Source organism: Mangrovimonas futianensis, assembly GCF_021245805.1.
Classification (GTDB): Bacteria; Bacteroidota; Bacteroidia; order Flavobacteriales; family Flavobacteriaceae; genus Mangrovimonas; species Mangrovimonas futianensis.
On sequence record NZ_JAJJNF010000001.1, the window covers coordinates 478,703 to 497,917 of the forward strand.

The window sequence follows — 19,215 nt, forward strand, 5'->3', positions numbered from 1 at the left end:
TCAATTGCTAAAAATTCAACTTCAAGGTTTGGCGGACTCAATTGGAGATTCCATAAGTTCACCATTAATTTTTGTATTTATTAATTTCAGATTTTCCACAGACTCCATAGAAAAAGGTTCTTCGACCTGATCTATAACAACATCTTTAAATGTAATATTGGAAATAGGTGATTCAGCATAACCTTTGGCTAGAATTCCATATTTACCACCATTCTTTACTTTGACATTTTCTAAAAGAATGTTCTTCACCTCTGGTATGAATTCACCTTCCTGTCCAGCATAAATGCCATAAAATAAATTGACTCTCAAAACGGCTTCTTTAACTTGTCCGACATTTAAATTCCTGACATAAACTCCATCAACTACACCACCTCTTCTGGAATTGGTTTTAATTCGAATAGCTCTATCCAAATTTGGACTATCCATTTCACAGTTTTCAACATAAACATTGGATACACCTGCTGACATTTCACTTCCAATTACCACACCACCGTGTCCATCAATCATTTTACAATTCTGAACAATGATGTTTTCGCTTTTCATTCCTACTCGCCTACCTTCATTATCACGACCTGCTTTAATAGCAATACAATCATCACCCGTATTAAATGTGCAATTCTTTATCCACACATTTTTGGAGTATTCTGGATCGCAACCATCATTATTAGGCCCATGACTTTCAACAGTAACACCATCGACAATCACATTTTCAGATTTGATAGGGTGTATAACCCAAAAAGGAGCATTCACGATTTTCACCCCTTCAATCAACACATTTTTACATTCAAAGGGCTCAATAAATGTAGGCCTCAAATAATGCCCATCTCCAAAAACTCTATCTTTAAGAGGTACACCTGCCTGCCCCATCTCCATCAATCTTGGCAAATTCAAACTATCTCTTTGAGAAGGTTCCCCTTCTTTCCAACCATAAACATCCTTTTTACACCATGGCCACCAATTGGTTTCATTCGCTTGCCCATTTAAAACTCCAGAACCTGTTATAGCCACATTTGTTTTTTTGTAAGCATACACCAATGGCGAGTAATTCATCAATTCTATTCCTTCATAAGAGGTATGTACTAATGGCAAATAAGCCTTAGGATCGGTTTTAAATAAAATTTCAGCATCCTTATCAAGATGTAAATTGACATTGTCTTGAAGATGAATAGGGCCTGTGAAAAATTTACCTTCCGGTATCACCACCTTGCCCCCTCCAGTTGAAGAACAAAGGCGAATTACCGAATCAATAATTTTTGTGTTGTCGAAAACACTATCTCCCTTTGCTCCATAGTCCATTATATTATATACTTCATTCTTAAATTCTGGTGCCTTTATAGTTTCCAAGACCGCCTTCATATCACTCCATGGATTAAAAACGACCGACTCCTTTTTATCAGAACATCCCAAAACAGAAACCAGCATTAAAAAAAGTAACCCTAAAAAATTTCTTACCCTCATAAAGAACAATATAAAATGAATTCAAAAACTTATCGAAAAGCAAAAATGCAATCGATTACCAAACCTAAAAAATTTCAAAATACTTTCCAAGTAAATATGCAAAAAGCTCTATCTTTTATTGCGTTATTGAAAAAAAACACCGTATTTTTATTCTATATTAGGATTTTTAAAACCCTATTTTGTTGTAATTTACAATTATCAAAAGGATATTTATTTTATATTGTAATCGATAACAAGATTTCTGAAAAGAAAAAATAATTATATTTGTCGACCCATTTCTTCACTAATATTTTCTAATTCAATGGCGAAAAAGACTACGATTTATGATATAGCCAAAGAGCTAAACATTACGGCTGCCACAGTGTCAAGAGCCTTAAATAACAATCCAAAAATTAGTGAAGCTACAAGAGCCCTCGTCTTGGAAACTGCATCTAAAATGAATTACGAGCAAAACAAATTGGCTTTGGCCTTAAAAAGAGGACGAAGCCATAATGTAGGAGTTGTGGTTCCAAGAGTAGATAGTAATTTTTTCGGCTCAGTCATTAGAGGGATTGAAGAAGAATTGAACCCTCATGGATACCACGTAATCATTTGCCAAACTCACGAGAGCACGGAAAGGGAATCTGCCAATATTGAAACCTTATTAAATGCCCAAGTAGATGGTATTTTAATTTCAACTTCATATACCGAAACCAAACCCTTCAAAAAGGTCTTAGATAAAAATGTTCCCCTTATCTTTTTTGATAGAAAGTTGCAAATGGACGGAGTTAGCTCAGTTACCATCAATGACTTTGAAGGAGGCTACAAAGCAACTAAACACCTCATTGACATGGGATATAAACGAATAGCCCATGTTGGAGGAGACCGCTCCCTTCTTATCTATAAAGATCGTTTTTCAGGTTACAAACAAGCACTACTTGATGCAGGCCTAGAAGTCAATGAATCATACATCATTGAAACAAAAAGTAGCCTGCAGAATGGAGCCATGGCCATCCAAAGCCTAATCAATCTCGACCCCAAACCTAATGCACTTGTGTCATCAAGTGATTTTGTTGCCTTAGGCGCCATCCAAGAATTAAAAAGATTAGGCTATAACGTCCCTCAAGACTTTGCGGTGGTAGGCTTCAGTAATGAACCATTTACAAAATTCATGGAATCCACTATTAGTACGGTCAACCAATTCCCTTTGGAAATGGGCAGAATGACCGCTAAAGTATTTCTGGAGCAAATAAAAAATGCCTCAAAAGTGAAGATTGAAAAAAAGGTTGTTTTGGATCCAGAACTTATCGTGAGGGACTCCTCCAAGAGTTAATAAAACTTAGAAACAAGAATTATTTTTCAATCCTATTTAGGGGCACCTCGGTTTTAATTTAGTCACTTACGATAATTTATATACTTATTGCGTATAATCATTCGCCCTATTAAACCTCCCTTCATTGCTTTCCACTAACACAACTAATTCTTATTTAACACCTTTACAACAGGCATCGAATTACTTTTGTTAATTCTTCATTTAAAGTTATTAAAATTGCGATATTCAAATTTTTATCAATAATTAATTGCGTAATTCAAAATTAATAATAAATTTGTGTAATCGATTACATGTTTATTACTAATTTTTTTAACTAACTTTTTATGCACAACAATTTAATTGATGACTTGTTTTCCAAGTTTTTACATTGGAAAACATTTGGAATTTTGAAAAGTAATTCACGGTCGGTATTCCTCCTTTTTCTTTTTGTTTTGAGCACCTCTTTTATTCAGGCTCAAACAAAACAAATTACAGGAACGGTAACCGATGGTGAATTAGGAGGTCCTTTGGTAGGAGCCAATATTTTGGTAAAAGGAAAGGCCAAAGGAACAACTACCGATTTTGACGGAAACTATTCCCTAGACCTCGACGATTCTTCCGCAATTTTAATTTTTTCATACACTGGATTTATCTCTCAGGAAGTCCCAGTAAATGGTAAAACAACAATTGATGTCGTTCTACAACCAGACCAGGAGGCTTTAGACGAAGTAGTTATTATTGGATATGGTACTACCAAAAAATCTGACCTCACTGGATCGGTTGTTGCCATAGATGGAGATGACCTTGCTGCACAACCAATTGCCAGCGCAGCTGAAGCACTGACCGGTCGTTTAGCAGGGGTTCAAGTAACCTCAACCGAAGGATCTCCAGACGCAGAAATAAACATTAGAGTTCGTGGAGCAGGATCTTTAACTCAAGATAGCTCACCCTTAATTATTGTTGATGGATTTCCTGTTAACAGCATGAGTGATATATCCCCATCTGACATTGAGAATATCAGTGTTTTAAAAGACGCATCTTCTACCGCTATTTATGGATCTAGAGGTGCTAATGGGGTTGTAATTATCACAACCAAAAGCGGAAAAACAGGAAAAATATCAGTTAACTTCAATATGTTTTATGGTTTCAAGAAGCTAGCAAACACTATTGATGTTTTAGAACCAGAAGACTATGTAAAATGGCAATATGAATATGCCCTTTTAAGAGACAATATCGATTCTTACGAAACCTATTTTGGATCCTATTCTGATTATGACCAATACGTAGGAATGCAAGGAAATAACTGGCAAGAACAAATTTATGGTCAAACAGGAGAGGTTCAAAGTAGAGACTTATCGGTACGTGGTGGTACAGATAAAATCAACTACAACTTCAATTATGCCCATTTTGATGAAAAGGCAATCATGGTTGGTTCTGATTTCAAAAGAGACAACTTAACGTTAGCTTTAAAAGGAAAAGCAAGTGATAAGGTTGACCTTTCATTTACAGTACGTTATGCCGACACTGAAATTAATGGTGGTGGTGCAAACGAACAAAATGAGGTGTCCTCTGCAGATGCCCGTTTAAGACATAGTGTTGGTTACTCTCCAATTCCTTTACCTGGATTAACAACAACCAATACAGACGAAGCACTATCCAGCTATTTGGTTAATCCTTTTGTAGCCGTAAATGACAATCAAAGAAGACAAACAAGAAAAAACTTAAACATGATAGGTAGTTTTTCTTGGGAAATCATTGATAACTTACAATTTAAAAGTGACTTTGGTTTGAATAATAGATTTGACTTAGACTATCGCTTTTATGGTAGATCTACATATTATTCCAACAACAGACCTCCAGCAGAATATCAAGGTCTTCCTTCTTTATTAATTAGAGATAGAAAAAGAGAAGATTTCAGAAATGCAAATACAATTAACTATGATTTTGCAAACCTTATTAAAAACGATAATCACCGACTAAAAATTCTTTTAGGGGAAGAGATGATTGTTGCCAAGAACAACTTAGTTACCAGTGAGATTCAAGGATTTCCAAAAGATTTTGATTTCGGAACATCCATCAATTTAACTACTCAAGGAACACCGCTTTCCGTAGACAATTTCTACAGTCCTGATGATAAATTATTATCCTTTTTTGGAAGGTTGAACTACGATTTATTTGATAAATATCTTTTGACCGCAACTTATCGTATGGATGGTTCCAGTAAGTTTCTTGGAAGCAATCGCTGGGGATACTTCCCTTCTGCGGCCTTGGCATGGAAAATGTCTGAAGAACCATTTCTTCAAAATACAGACTGGTTAGATCTATTGAAACTTCGTGTAAGTTATGGAGAAGTAGGTAACAATAATATTCCTGCAGGACAAACGGTTCAAAGTTTTGAATCTTCAAACACGGCGTATTTAAATGACATCAATAATTATTGGGCGCCTTCAAGTATTATGGCTAACCCAGATTTGAAATGGGAAACTACCGTATCTCAAAACCTAGGTTTGGATTTCGGATTATTTAACGGACGTTTAGATGGAGCTGTAGAAGTTTATAGAAACATTACTCAAGACCTATTGATTAGATTCCCTACTCCTGGTACTGGTTACGATAGCCAATACCGAAACATGGGAGAGTTGGAAAACAAAGGTTTGGAAGCTTCCTTAAATATTGCCGCCATTCAAAAAGAGGATTACGGACTGAACCTATCCTTTAACGTGGCTATGAATAGAAACAAAGTTAGATCGTTAGGAATCATGGACGATTTTGGAACCAACACTAATTGGGCTTCTACTCAAATAGGAAACGACTACTTTATACAAGTTGGAGAACCAATAGGTCTTATGTATGGTTACCAAAGCGATGGAAGGTATGAAATTTCAGATTTCAGCTATGATGCGACAACTGGCACTTACACGTTGCTAGATGGAGTTGCAGACAGCAGCCCTGTTGTAGGTGATGTTCAACCAGGTATGATGAAATTAAAGGATATTAATGGTGACGGTGTTGTAGATGTTGATGATAACGACGTCATAGGAGATGCTAATCCAAACTTAACAGGAGGTATGGTTCTGAATGCTTATGCTTACGGATTTGATTTGACTGCAGCATTTAACTTCAGCGTTGGCAACGACGTATACAATGCTAATAAAATTGAGTTTAATACGGCAAACCAGAATGGCCAATATAGAAACCTTTCTTCAGAAATGGCTGATGGCGTAAGATGGACAAACTTAAACCCAACGACTGGTGAATTGGTAACAGACCCACAAGAATTGGCTGCTCTTAATGCCAATACTACCATGTGGTCACCATACATGCAAAACTTTGTGTTTAGTGATTGGGCTGTTGAAGATGGGTCGTTTTTAAGATTAAATACCTTAACTTTAGGGTATACCGTTCCAAATTCGTTATTAGAAGCTGCTGGAATTACCAAATTAAGATTCTATGCCACTGCAAACAACGTATTTATAATAACGAATTATTCTGGTCTTGACCCAGAGGTTTCTACAAGAAGAAGAACACCTCTAACACCTGGAGTGGATTATTCTCCATATCCAAGAAGTAGACAACTCGTATTTGGTTTAAACCTAAACTTTTAATTCAAAATGACTATCAAGATGAAACATATATATAGAATAGCTGGAATTTTGCTCATTGGGCTGTTTTTCAGTTGCCAAGAATTTGAGGAAGACTTTTTAGAGGCTCCTGCCCAATCCACACTGGATGAATCCATCATCTTTTCAACCCCAGGTTTAGCCAAAGGGGCTATAGATGGTATTATGGAACCCATGGGGCAAACAAACTCTTATAGAGGTCGTTTTATTCCTTTTTACGGATTCAATACCGATTGTGAGTTCCATTACAGCTCAGATGATGCGGGAAGTTCACAAGGGGAGTTGATGGACTATAGCATGACTCCAACCAATTCACAAATGAATTCCAACAACAATGCTTGGGCCATGATGTATTTGGGAATTGAGCGTGCTAATATTTGTATTAGAGGTTTGAGAACTTATGGTAACCCAGAGCCGGGTACAGAATTGGGGCAGCTTTTAGGTGAGGCACTTACTTTGAGAGCCATTTATTATGCTGATTTAATGAAGGCGTGGGGAGACGTTCCTGCTAGATTTGAACCAATTACCACAGAAACCATTTACCTTCCAAAATCAAGTAGAGATATCGTTTATAAACAAATCATCGAAGATTTAGGAGAAGCCTCTACTCTTGTAGCTTGGCCAAATGAATCAGCATACACTACTTCAGTAGAGCGAATTAACAAAGCGTTTGTAAAAAGCTTTAGAGCTCGTCTTGCTATGGTAGCTAGCGGTTACCAACAGTACCCTGACGGAATAAGAAGAAGTAATGACCCAGACCTTTCTGTTGACAACATGTATGCCTTAGCTTTAGACGAGGCTACTGATGTGATAGAAAGTGGAATGGCTCACTTAGAATCTTCTTTTGAAACATTCTGGAGAAATTATAATGAAGAGGTACTTACAGCTGGAGGTGAATCCTTATGGGAAATCCCTTTCTCTCCTGGTAGAGGTCGTGTCTTGTTTTCATTTGCAGTTCGTCACAGAGGCGTTGACCAACACACAGGTCAAGCTCGCGGTGGAGCAGCCGGACCATTACCATTTGTCTTTTATGATTTTGATGAAGATGATACCCGTAGAGATGTCACTTGTGTACCTTATCAATGGGGTAATCCTACTGATGGTTTTTCTAAGCAAGAATTGGTCAACCTTGATACTTGGTATTTTGGAAAGTACCGTTACGAGTGGATGAATCGCTATGTGACTTCAACCAACGATGATGGTGTTAACAAAATTTACATGCGTTTTGCTGAAGTATTACTAATTGCTGCAGAAGCAGCCAATGAACTTCAAGGACCTGGAGCAGCAGCACCATACTTAAAAGAAATAAGAATGCGAGCTTTCCCTTCTGAATTGCACGCTGAGAAAGTAGACAACTATGTGAATGCGATTTCAAGTTCAGATGCCATGTTAGAGGCCATTCAAATGGAACATTTCTATGAATTTACTGGAGAAATGGAACGTAAACAAGCTTTAATTCGTTGGAACATGTTAGCATCTAGCTTAGATGAAGCAAAAGTAAAAATGTTCAATTTAAGAAACAGAACTGGTGAATATTCAAATGTTCCTAGTACCGTATATTATCGATATGAAGAGGACGAAGAAACGTTAGATATCTATGGTTTAAATCGTGACGAAAATACCGACCCAGGACCAGAATATTCAGCATTTGACTGGACTATTTTGGCTGATGAGACCATTAATTCCATTTACGAAGAAGGTATCAATCCAGACAACAGACAATTTTGGCCAATTTGGCAAATATTTATTGATGGAAGTAACGGACAATTAGTAAACGATTATGGATATTAAAAAAAACCGAAAGAACACTTTTGTTATGAAAACAACCAAAATAATCAAACCCTTTTTAGCCGCTTTGGCATTACTTCTTGCTTTCAATAGTTGTGATAAGCCAGATGAATTGATCGAGGAACTTCAAGTGAGCAGGGAGTTTGCACCTATAAACCTGACTGCCTTCATTAGAAATCAAGTGAATGTAGAACTTAACTGGACTGTCGATGATAATGTTGACACCTATTTAGCGGAGTTTAGTGAAGATGAAAATTTCAACAACATTGTAGAATCTGTTACTGTAAGCTCTGACGAGTTACCGGTTCTAGTTCCATTAGAAGGCGAAACTTTGTACTACATAAGAGTTCAAGCACTAAGCAGTAGAGGGTTGGAAGACTCAAAATACACTTATATTACTGCTGAAACCCTCACAGAACAGTTGTTTTTACCAATTGAGCCAGGAGACATTCTAGCCACCGAGGCCACCTTACGTTGGTTGCCAAACAGTGCGGTAACCCATATTACTATTGAACCAGGAGGAATTGTTCATAATATCACTCCTGAAGAGCAAGCTAGTGGTGTTGCAATCATTTCTGGACTTACAGGAGAAACCGATTATACAGCTCAAATTTTTAACAATGCTACTTTAAGAGGTGTCCAATACTTTACAACAGGAATTGACATTGGAGACGGGCAATTAGTGACTCCTGATGATGATCTTTTCCAAATGATTGCTGACGCTGAACCAGGTGCCACTTTAGTTTTGGATGCTGGAGATTATACAGCTCAATCTGGTTCTGTAACATTAGATAAACCAATTACCATCCAAGGCTTATACAGCTTTGACAAACCTTTATTAAAAATTGGATTTGTATTGGCAACAGGAGCTACCGAAGTTAATCTTGTAGATTTAGACTTAACTGGAGACTTAGCCAATAGCGTAGTTGAAGTTTTAAAATTTGATGGAACAGGAAGTTATGACAGTATTCTTATTAGTGGTTGTAACATTCATGATTATGACAAAGCGCTTATTTACGGTAATGTAACGGGGGCGGTTCTAAACTCTTTCACAGTAGAAAATAGTATTGTAACAAATGTTTTGACGAATGGAGGTGATTTTATCGACTTTAGAAACTCAGATGTTTTAAATATCGATGTAAATACTAGTACTTTCAATAACTGTGCACCAGGAAGAGATTTCTTTAGAATTGATGCGGCCGGAGATTCTAATGGTGTAGGCTTGACAAGCAATATTAATTTAGCTAATTGTACGCTATACGCCTGCTCAAATTCTGATAGTAGAAGAATCTTTTACGTAAGATTTGACAGTAATGATATTACGGTTACCAATAATTTGATTACTGATACTGCCGTAGAAGGTTATTCGGATAGAAATGAGACAGATGAAACCATCACATTTGCCAACAATAATTACTTCAATGCACCTACATTGTATGATTCATCAGTAGCTAGATATGATACCTCTACTACCTACACAACAGTAGACCCTGGATATGTAGACGCTGCAAATGGAGATTTCACAGTAACCACTCAATCGTTAATCGATTTTAATGTTGGAGACCCACGTTGGCTTCAATAATAAGTTAGTTTGAATTAGTCTATAAAGGGAGGAGTGAATAAAAATCACTCCTCTTTTTTTAATTTTATACACATGAAACTTTTAGCACCTCTTTTTATTTTTACCCTCTTTTTAAATTTTAGCACCTCTTGCTCCTCTCAAGATTTGGCATTCCCATCGGCTGAAGGTTTTGGTAAATTTGCGTCAGGAGGAAGAGATGGCATTGTTTACAAAGTCACCAACCTAAATGACGACGGAGAGGGTAGCCTAAGAAAGGGTATTTTAAAAAGCGGCCCTCGCATCATCATTTTTGACGTATCTGGCACCATTGAATTAAAGAAAGATTTGGATATCAACAAAGGAGATTTATCCATATTGGGGCAAACTGCTCCTGGCGATGGAATTACAATTAAAGGATATCCCGTTACTATTAAAGCGGACAATGTTATTGTTAGATATTTAAGATTCCGAATGGGGGATGTCAATCAGGTTGAAGGTGATGCATTAGGATGCAGAAAAACCAATAATGTGATTATAGACCATTGCTCCATAAGTTGGGGGACCGATGAAAATGCCTCCTTTTATAACAACAAAAATTTCACCCTTCAATGGTGTATCATCTCTGAAGCTTTAAATCGTTCTGTTCATCACAAAGGAGCACATGGATATGGCGGCATTTGGGGCGGTGTAAGAGCATCTTTCCATCACAACCTATTAGCACACAACAACAGCAGAAATCCGCGTTTTAGCGGCTCTGAAACAACTCAAAATTCGGAAAATGAATTTGTAGATTTTAGAAACAACGTCATCTACAATTGGGGTGAAAATAGCATTTATGGAGGAGAAAAAGGTCGCTACAACCTTGTCAACAATTATTTTAAATCGGGTCCTGCAACAACCTCATCTAAATTGAATCGGATTGTAAGTCCTTCTGAACCTTATGGTCAATTTTATGTGGATGGCAATTTTGTATATGGCTACCCAGCCATTTCCGAAGATAATTGGAATGGCGGCGTTCAATGTGAAAATCCGAATAAGGCTAAATTAATAGAACCGATTGCTATATTTAACAATACGGTTACTCAAACGGCACTAACTGCTTATGATTGCGTATTGACAACTGCAGGAGCTAGTCTACATAAAGATGCCGTAGACTTAAGAATAGCGAGCAATGTACTTCATGGCGAAGTGTCTTACCAAAACGGGATTATTGATTCCCAAATGAATGTTGGAGGTTGGCCTAAACTCATTTCGAAAAAAACAGATAAAGATTTGGATGAAGACGGCATACCAGATGATTGGGAGTTACAAAATGGCTTGGATCCAAATCAAAAGGATTCCAACCAAAAATCGATAAACCCCAACTATTCAAACATTGAGGTTTATGCCAATTCTCTAATAAGTATAGAGTAAATTATTCTTAATTAATCCTGAAATTCAAAGGCTCCAATATCGGGAGCTGTCCCTGAAAAAGGTAATCCTACATCCGCTCCTTGATCAATTAAATCACTCGTAGAAACAAGTTTCAGAAAGTCAATATCTGGCAAACTTCCATCAGCATTTCTGGGTGAGGCCAAAAGATTAATATCCACACTTACAAAATCGGAAGCATCGGTCACCAAACCTGATTGCCAACCGTTATGGCTAATGTCTGTTTGGGTGGCTGAATAGGAATCAGAATTAACGCCTGAAAAAGAAAGGGTATTTTTAATCAAAAGGAAATTAGCAATATTGGTACTGCTGAAATTAATATTTCTTCCATTGTTGTAGGCCGAACAATTGTATAATTCGACATTTCCTCTATTACTATTATGATCAAAGCCGTCGTATATATTTCCTGCTGCAATACAGTTTTTATAGACACCATGATGCTTTAAGGTCTTGTCATCGCTACCCCCAGTTTTAAATCCGTTACCATCACCGGCTCCTGGGGTACCGTCCATTAAGTAGCCATTATTAAAGGCCCAACAGTTTTCATAATAAGTGGTGATATCATCATTATCCCTTAAATAGCCATCCCAGCCATCATCTAAATTTTGCCAAGCCCTACAACCAATAAACTTATTATTGGAACCAGCAGTAAGCTTACAAGCAAATCCATCGGCATTCTCTAAGGTCGAATCAGCATTATAATAGGAGTCGCAATTCAATATAGTATTGTTACTTCCTCCCGAAGAAATTTGTAACCCAGAGTCGGCATTCTCACTAAAGGTGCAAAACTCTATTAGATTGTTATCCCCCGTGATATACATACCGTTATCACCAGCTCCAAAAATATCAATACCCTTAATGTGCCAATAGTCTCCAGAAAGATAAACCCCTCTATTATTTGAGTTTTCAGTCATAGAAGAAAAATTAAACTTGGGACGTTCTGTAGCTTCAGGGTTAGCCAGCAAAATGATGGGATTTCCATTTGTTCCTGATCCAGAAATTTGAATGGTGGAACTGAATTCATATTCCCCTCCTTGGATGTAAATAATATCTCCTGCAGAGGCATTAGCAATCGCTTGAAGAATTTCTTGGCTGGTTTGCACTATATTATCAGGAATAGAACCCACCCCCGATATTGAAAAGGATCTTTCTCCATAAGCACCAGACCCATCTTTAGCTATGGCTTGGACCACAACAGATCCATTGGACACAGCTGTTAGTAAACCAGAGTTAGAAATAGTCGCCACGGCTGTATTGGAAACCCACCAATTGACAGATTTATTGGTCGCATTGGTTGGTACTACCTGAACCGAAAGCTGACTGCTGCCTCCATCCGTTATCGTTTCTCCAGCAATGGTTATGGAACTCACTTTGACATCGTTTTCCTCACTAGGGGAATCCTCACTACAGCTCGTATAACAGAAAGCCAAAGTAAAAATCAAAATTTGGGCAAAAAATCTTTTCATGGCATGTATAAATAGGTTAAAAACTACAAAGAAACCCCTCGTTTCCAAGGAATAAAGTCATCTTGATTTAAAAGTTTAGCCTTGGCTTGCTTTGTGCCACTGGCAATTTGTATAATCTCCTCCAAAGTTTGCTCAGCCATTTCTTCAATGGTCTTTTCGCCTTTAATAATGCCTCCGGTATCGATATCGATGATATCATTCATTTTCTCAGCTAATTCGGAGTTGGAAGATACTTTTATAATAGGAGCAATCGGATTACCCGTTGGTGTTCCCAATCCAGTCGTAAAAAGAACCACATTGGCTCCGGATCCTACCATAGCCGTCGTACTTTCCACATCGTTTCCAGGTGTACATAACAGATTCAATCCAGATTCAGTCACATATTCTCCATAATCCAAGACATCTACAATTGGCGAAATACCGCCCTTTTTGGCAGCTCCAGCCGATTTCATGGCATCTGTTATTAAACCATCTTTTATGTTACCAGGTGACGGATTCATATCAAATCCAGAGCCGGCATTAACCACTGACGCTTCAAAATCTTTCATCAGACCCAAAAACTTATCAGCCTTTTCTTTAGTCACACAGCGATTAACCAACTCCTGCTCCACGCCACATAACTCTGGAAATTCAGACAGTATCGCTGTCCCCCCTAAGGCTACCAAAAGATCAGACGTATAGCCTAAAGTTGGGTTTGCAGAAATACCTGAAAAACCATCCGAGCCGCCACATTCCAAACCTAATCTTAACTTGGATAGCGGTGCTGGCTTACGTTCTATTTTATTAGCTTCTTTAATGCCTTCAAATGACTTTTTAATAATAGCGGAAAGCATTTCATCAACCGTTCCCATTTTTTGTTGTTCATACATTAAAATGGGCTTCTTATTATCAGGGCTGATAGCTTCCAATGCTTGATTAAATATGTCTATCTGTAAATTTTGACACCCCAAACTCAATACCGTAGCTCCGGCCACATTGGGGTTTTTTACATATCCAGCTAATAAACGGGCTAAGGTTTCAGAATCTTGTCTAATACCTCCACAACCACCAGCATGGGTAATAAATTTCACTTCGATATTGTCAAATACATTGGTTGTTACCTCATGCGTTTCTGTCGCTACCGAGCTTTCCCCATCATTCACCAAAGAACGCAACAGCATTCTATGGCTATTTGTTTTTTGGGTTAAAAGTTCCTTTTCAAAAACTTCTTTTAGGATTTCAATATTTCGATTTTCACAGAAAACCAATGGGAAAAACAACCAAACATTGGCTGTACCTACTTGACCATCTTCACGATGATATCCCATAAAAGTGCGGTCTTTCCATTTATCTATATTTGGTGGATTCCACCCAATACTATCCGTTTTGCCAAACACCTTCTCACTTTGATGGGTTACATTACCCGTGGTAAGAACCTCGCCCTTTTGAATTTTAGTATTGGCTTTTCCAACCAAGACCCCATACATGATTATTTTATCAGATGGCTCCAAATCGGTTAAAGCAATTTTATGCTTTGCTTTAACATCTGAAACCAACAAGATTTCTTGCTCTTCTAAAAATGCATTTTCACCCTTAGAAAGGTTGATAAGTGCCACAGCAACATTATCAGATGGATGGACTTTTATTAATTGTTTCTGCATAATCCTGAATCTTTTTATAAGGATTCTTTAAAGTTCTTGAATCCTTTCTCTACACCATGTTCTTCAATTTCCTTCAGTGCCGTAGCCACTGCCTTTGACAAGTTGGGCACTTGATTTAAATCTTCGTCCCAAAAAGCAACTTGACCTAACACATTTTCCACAAGTTTGTCATAATCGTTTTCCTTCCAAGCATTTTCAAAATATGCAACGATATCTGCACCATCTTTAACCGGAAGAGTAGCTCCATTCCATGTGCCTCTATAGAATCTTATCAAACAAGCAAATGCAAATGTTAAATGAGCTGGTAAGGCACTTTTTCTTTGGGCATATTCCAGCAAACTGGGGAGTACACGAACCTTAAATTTTGATATGGAATTCAAGGCAATGTCTGCCAATTGGTGTTTAATAAATGGATTTCTGAAGCGGTCCAAAACTTCATGGGCAAACTCTTGCAATTCGGTCTTGTCCATATCCAAAGTTTCAATGATTTCATCAAAAATCGCTTTATTGACGAAATCTCCTGTAAAATCATTATCCACAGTTTCCTTCACCGTGGTATTTCCATAAAGTAAAGAAAATGGCACCATGGTAGTATGGGCCCCATTTAAAATTCGAACCTTTCTAGTTCGATATGGCTGCATATCTTCCACGATTTTCACATCCAATTCGGTTTTATCGAATGGAAGTTTGGCCTTTAAATCGGCTCCTCCCTCTATGACCCAAAGGAAAAAAGCTTCAGCTGTTACAACCAAATTATCGTGATAATCTAATTCAGCCAAATAAGTATCAATATCGTCCTTTGGATATCCTGGAACAATGCGGTCTACCAACGTATTATGGAAAGTACATGCTGTATTTATCCATGTTTTAAAACCATCTCCCAATTCCCAATCATTACAATAATCCAAGATGATTTTCTGAAGTGTATCGGCGTTGTAATTAATTAATTCACAAGGTATGATGGTAAGCCCTTTTTCTGGATCACCAGAAAAATGTTCAAAACGCTCCCAAAGAAATCTTGTTAGTTTAGCCGGAAAGGAAGTTGGCGGCGTCATATCTGCACGATCATCTACTTGATAAGCGATTCCAGCTTCCGTAGTATTAGAAATAATAAATTGTAAAGAGCTTTCTCTAGCTAGAGCCAAATAAGACTCATATTGGGTATAAGGATCGATACCTTTGACAATATTGGTTATCAATTCACTCTGATCAATGACCTGCCCTTTTCGTAATCCTTTTAAGAATAGTGTGTAAAGTCCATCTTGATCATTGAGCATAGATACCATACCACGATCAATAGGTTGAACTACAGCGATTCCTGCATTAAAATCTACTGCTTGATTCAGCTTTTGAAATGCGTATTCCACAAAAGCCCTTAAAAAATTGCCTTCTCCAAATTGAAGGACTTTAATAGGAAATGGGTCTCCCACAGAGACATTATTTCTATTTAATGGTTGTTTCTTATCTATATTTTGTGCCATTCCTAAACAATTACAAATTAAACAATCGAGGTAACCACAAGGTCAACTCAGGAAAATAGGTTACCAAAAACAGGGCAACAATCATTGCCAAGAATAAAGGAACCAAAGGTTTTACAACTTTTTGTATGGTAGTTTGTGCCACACCAACACCTACGAACAGCACCGATCCTACAGGTGGTGTACAAAGCCCAATACAAAGGTTAAGCACCATGATAATTCCAAAATGAATGGGGTCCATACCCAATTTGGTTACCACTGGTAAAAAGATGGGCGTGAATATTAAAACCGCTGGAGTCATATCCATAAAAATCCCTACAAACAAAAGCAGCAAATTAATAATCAATAAAATGACAATCTTATTGTCACTTATAGATAATAAAGCAGAACTGATATCTTGGGGTATGTTCTCATAAGACATTACCCATGACATACTCATAGATGCTCCAATCAATAACATAACTACAGCCGTAGTAGACGAAGAATCCAACAAGATCTCTGGAAGCGATTTAAAGGTGATTTCTTTGTAGTAAAATCCGAGAAGCAAGGTATACAACACGGCAATGGCAGAGGCCTCTGTAGCTGTAAAAATCCCGCTAACGATACCTCCAATAACTACTACCAACAACATCAAACTTGGCAAAGCCGCAATAAAGGTCTTTGTTACCTCCTTTAAAGAGCTACGCTCTCCTTGCTTATATTTTTTCTTTTTGGCCCAAAACGATGCCACCAACATTAAAAACAATCCTGTCAATATACCGGGAATATATCCTGCCAAAAACAGAGCTGCAATAGATACACCCCCACTAGCTAATGAATAAACGATTAATACATTACTAGGAGGAATTACCAATCCTGTGGTGGCCGAAGTAATATTTACGGCAGCACCAAACTCTTTTGAGTAACCTTCTTTCTCCATTTCAGGACCCAAAATACTTCCCATAGCTGAAGCCGAAGCCATAGCCGAACCCGCAATAGCACCCATTAACATGGCGCCTATAACATTGATTAAGGCTAACCCACCTGGAAGTGATCCAACCAAGGTTTTCGCAAATGCAATAAGCCTATGGGCTATGCCCCCTTTATTCATTAATTGGCCCGAGAGTATAAAAAACGGAATTGCCAAAAGGGCAAAACTATCCAAACCAGTACCCATCCTTTGAGAAACCGTGGTAAGTGCTGGTAAGCTAGGAATACTCACCAACATGGTTAAAACAGATGAAATAGAGATACTCCAAGCGACTGGTGTTCCTATTGACAATAAGGCAATAAAACTAAAAACTAGTACAATTACTGGGAAATAATCCATGGTTAGTTAAGGGTTTTAATATCAGAAATCTTATAAAAAATAATCAATAGGCCACTCAAAGGGATACAAGAATAAACCCATGCTAATGGAATTTGTAAGGCTGGCGAATGCTGTCCCAATACAGAGGTAATGTAAACAAGCCTAATCCCTCCTATCACCAAACAAAAAAAGGCAAATGCAATAATCAAGATATAGACTATGCGTTTTATTTTTTTCTGGGTTTCGGTAGTTGCTTTTTGAGGCAAAACATCAATTGCCACATGCATGTTTCTACCTGAAACATAAGCTGCTCCCAAAATTCCCAACCAAATCATAAGATATCTTGCCAATTCATCTGTAAATGAACTTGGGGTCCCAACCACAAACCTGGTAAAGACCTGCCATAAAACATTCACGACCATCACCGCCATAATGGTGATAAGTAGTCTACCCAAAATCAAATCAATTCTGCTTCTAAGATTCATATTATCTGTTACTTTTTATTTGATCTATCAATTCTTTGATTTCGGGATCCTGCTCATATTGCTTGTAAACCGATTTCGTTTTTTCTGAAAAAGGCTCCTTGTTTGGCAAAATGACCGAAACGCCAGCTGCCTTAACGGCCTCTAGAGCTTCTTTTTCCGAATCTTCCCAAAGCACTCTTTGATAAGTCACAGATTTGTCTACGGCCTCTTGCAACCAAACACGTTCCTGGTCTGATAAATGATCCCATGTATGCTTCCCAATGATTAAGACATCAGGAAGTAAGGTATGTTCATCTAAACTGTAGTATTTACAAACCTCATAGTGTCTAGACAAATAAAAACTAGGAGGATTGTTCTCTGCCCCATCCACAACGCCTTGTTGTAGAGAGGTGTATAATTCACCCCATGAAATGGGTGTTGGAGAGCCTCCTAAACTTTTAACCATTTCAATGGCCGAGGCACTTTCCATAACCCGGATTTTCATTCCTTTTAAATCAGATGGTTCTTCAATGGGTTTTTCCTTGGTATAAAAACTTCGGCTACCAGCATCATAATATCCCATACCCTTAATCCAATAATCCTCACCTTCATCCAAAAGTTGTTTCCCGATAGGACCATCTAAAATTTGAAAAGCATGTTCTTTATCCCTAAACAAATAGGGAAGACCAAACACTTTCATTTTCGGCGCAAAATTTTCCATGACTCCAACAGAAACTTTGGTCATGTCTAAACTTCCTATTTGCAGCAATTCAACACATTCCCTTTCGGTTCCTAATTGTTGACTTGGATAAATTTCCAATTCCATTTTACCACCTGAAATTTCGGCGAGATCCTCACCCATTTTCACCATGGCTTTATGTACCGAATGATTCACATCCAGTCCATGACCTAGTTTAATAACACGGTGTTCCTGTGTATTATCACAGCCCATGAAAATTAAAAAACCAAGTAACGATAATGCTGCAAGAAGTTTGTTTTGCATCTTATTTTCTAACTTTCTTAATGATGTCTAAAGCGTCTTTCACCTTTGCTTCCAACCCTTTAAAATCTTTATTTGCTAAAATATCTTTTGAAATAAGCTTAGAACCCATTCCTACGCAGGTAACACCTGCGTCAAACCAAGCTCTTAGGTTGTCTTCTTCTGGAGAAACACCTCCTGTAGGCATAATCGATGTCCAAGGTTGTGGCCCTTTAACACCTTTTACAAACTGCGGTCCGTAAATATCACCCGGGAATAACTTGACAATTTCGCAGCCTAATTCCTCTGCTCTAGCAATTTCAGTCAAGGAACCACATCCTGGAGACCACAATACTTTTCTACGGTTACATACCACAGCGATATCCTCTCTCAAAACAGGAGTTACAATAAAATTGGCTCCCAATTGCATATATAGGGATGCTGCTGCTGCATCGGTAACTGATCCTACTCCTAAAATCATACCTGGCAATTCTGCCGAAGCATACTTTACCAATTCACCAAAAACCTCATGAGCAAAGTCACCTCTCGCGGTAAACTCTAGCAAACGAGCACCTCCATCAAAACAGGCTTTTAAAACCTTCTTACTTAATTCTATATCTCTATGAAAAAACAATGGAATCATTCCATTCTCTTTCATTACTTGAGCCACCTCAAGTCGTGTATATTGTGCCATAATCTGTTATGTTATAGTCCTGTGAATGCTGAATGACCCGTTCTTTTCATTACAGCA

13 protein-coding genes are annotated in these 19,215 nt (G+C 37.8%); 5 read left to right on the forward strand and 8 right to left on the reverse strand.

Translation table 11 applies throughout. From position 1 onward, the window contains the following. Nucleotides 1-21 precede the first annotated feature (21 nt). Nucleotides 22-1,458, reverse strand: a complete 1,437-nt coding sequence (locus LOK78_RS02105) for a glycoside hydrolase family 28 protein (RefSeq protein ID WP_166957890.1) — start codon at nucleotides 1,456-1,458, stop codon at nucleotides 22-24. Nucleotides 1,459-1,759: 301 nt separating this feature from the next. Between LOK78_RS02105 and LOK78_RS02110 the strand changes: the two genes are divergently transcribed. From LOK78_RS02110 to LOK78_RS02130, 5 genes are all read left to right on the forward strand, one after another. Further along, the gene (locus LOK78_RS02110) at nucleotides 1,760-2,770 is read left to right on the forward strand and encodes a LacI family DNA-binding transcriptional regulator (protein WP_232633348.1); all 1,011 of its coding nucleotides are present in this window, start codon (nucleotides 1,760-1,762) and stop codon (nucleotides 2,768-2,770) included. Between the two features lie 323 nt (nucleotides 2,771-3,093). Then, nucleotides 3,094-6,354, forward strand: coding sequence for a SusC/RagA family TonB-linked outer membrane protein (locus tag LOK78_RS02115; protein WP_232394125.1), 3,261 nt, complete (start codon nucleotides 3,094-3,096; stop codon nucleotides 6,352-6,354). Nucleotides 6,355-6,372: 18 nt separating this feature from the next. Beyond that, nucleotides 6,373-8,160, forward strand: a complete 1,788-nt coding sequence (locus tag LOK78_RS02120; RefSeq protein WP_232633349.1) for a RagB/SusD family nutrient uptake outer membrane protein — start codon at nucleotides 6,373-6,375, stop codon at nucleotides 8,158-8,160. A gap of 25 nt (nucleotides 8,161-8,185) precedes the next feature. Further along, nucleotides 8,186-9,739 (forward strand): DUF5123 domain-containing protein, encoded by a 1,554-nt coding sequence (locus tag LOK78_RS02125; RefSeq protein WP_231628652.1) that lies wholly within the window; start codon nucleotides 8,186-8,188, stop codon nucleotides 9,737-9,739. Nucleotides 9,740-9,811: 72 nt separating this feature from the next. Beyond that, complete coding sequence (locus LOK78_RS02130; RefSeq protein ID WP_232633350.1) at nucleotides 9,812-11,131, forward strand: pectate lyase family protein; 1,320 nt, start codon at nucleotides 9,812-9,814, stop codon at nucleotides 11,129-11,131. An 11-nt stretch (nucleotides 11,132-11,142) separates the two neighbouring features. Here the strand turns inward: LOK78_RS02130 and LOK78_RS02135 are convergent, their stop codons facing one another. From LOK78_RS02135 to LOK78_RS02165, 7 genes are read right to left on the reverse strand one after another with little or no spacing between them, the layout of a single operon-like run. Then, on the reverse strand, nucleotides 11,143-12,615 hold the full coding sequence (locus LOK78_RS02135; RefSeq protein ID WP_232633351.1) for a right-handed parallel beta-helix repeat-containing protein: 1,473 nt from the start codon (nucleotides 12,613-12,615) through the stop codon (nucleotides 11,143-11,145). A gap of 23 nt (nucleotides 12,616-12,638) precedes the next feature. Beyond that, nucleotides 12,639-14,255 (reverse strand): UxaA family hydrolase, encoded by a 1,617-nt coding sequence (locus LOK78_RS02140; protein ID WP_232633352.1) that lies wholly within the window; start codon nucleotides 14,253-14,255, stop codon nucleotides 12,639-12,641. Between the two features lie 14 nt (nucleotides 14,256-14,269). Further along, the gene (locus tag LOK78_RS02145; protein ID WP_232633353.1) at nucleotides 14,270-15,736 is read right to left on the reverse strand and encodes a tagaturonate reductase; all 1,467 of its coding nucleotides are present in this window, start codon (nucleotides 15,734-15,736) and stop codon (nucleotides 14,270-14,272) included. A gap of 10 nt (nucleotides 15,737-15,746) precedes the next feature. Then, nucleotides 15,747-17,042, reverse strand: a complete 1,296-nt coding sequence (locus LOK78_RS02150; RefSeq protein WP_053971177.1) for a TRAP transporter large permease — start codon at nucleotides 17,040-17,042, stop codon at nucleotides 15,747-15,749. A gap of 2 nt (nucleotides 17,043-17,044) precedes the next feature. Next, nucleotides 17,045-17,506 carry a TRAP transporter small permease gene (locus LOK78_RS02155; RefSeq protein WP_053971176.1) on the reverse strand — a complete coding sequence of 154 codons (462 nt, stop codon included), beginning with the start codon at nucleotides 17,504-17,506 and terminating at the stop codon, nucleotides 17,045-17,047. Between the two features lies 1 nt (nucleotide 17,507). Beyond that, nucleotides 17,508-18,488 carry a TRAP transporter substrate-binding protein gene (locus tag LOK78_RS02160; RefSeq protein WP_232633354.1) on the reverse strand — a complete coding sequence of 327 codons (981 nt, stop codon included), beginning with the start codon at nucleotides 18,486-18,488 and terminating at the stop codon, nucleotides 17,508-17,510. Between the two features lies 1 nt (nucleotide 18,489). Further along, on the reverse strand, nucleotides 18,490-19,158 hold the full coding sequence (locus LOK78_RS02165; RefSeq protein ID WP_053971174.1) for a bifunctional 4-hydroxy-2-oxoglutarate aldolase/2-dehydro-3-deoxy-phosphogluconate aldolase: 669 nt from the start codon (nucleotides 19,156-19,158) through the stop codon (nucleotides 18,490-18,492). Nucleotides 19,159-19,215 lie beyond the last annotated feature (57 nt).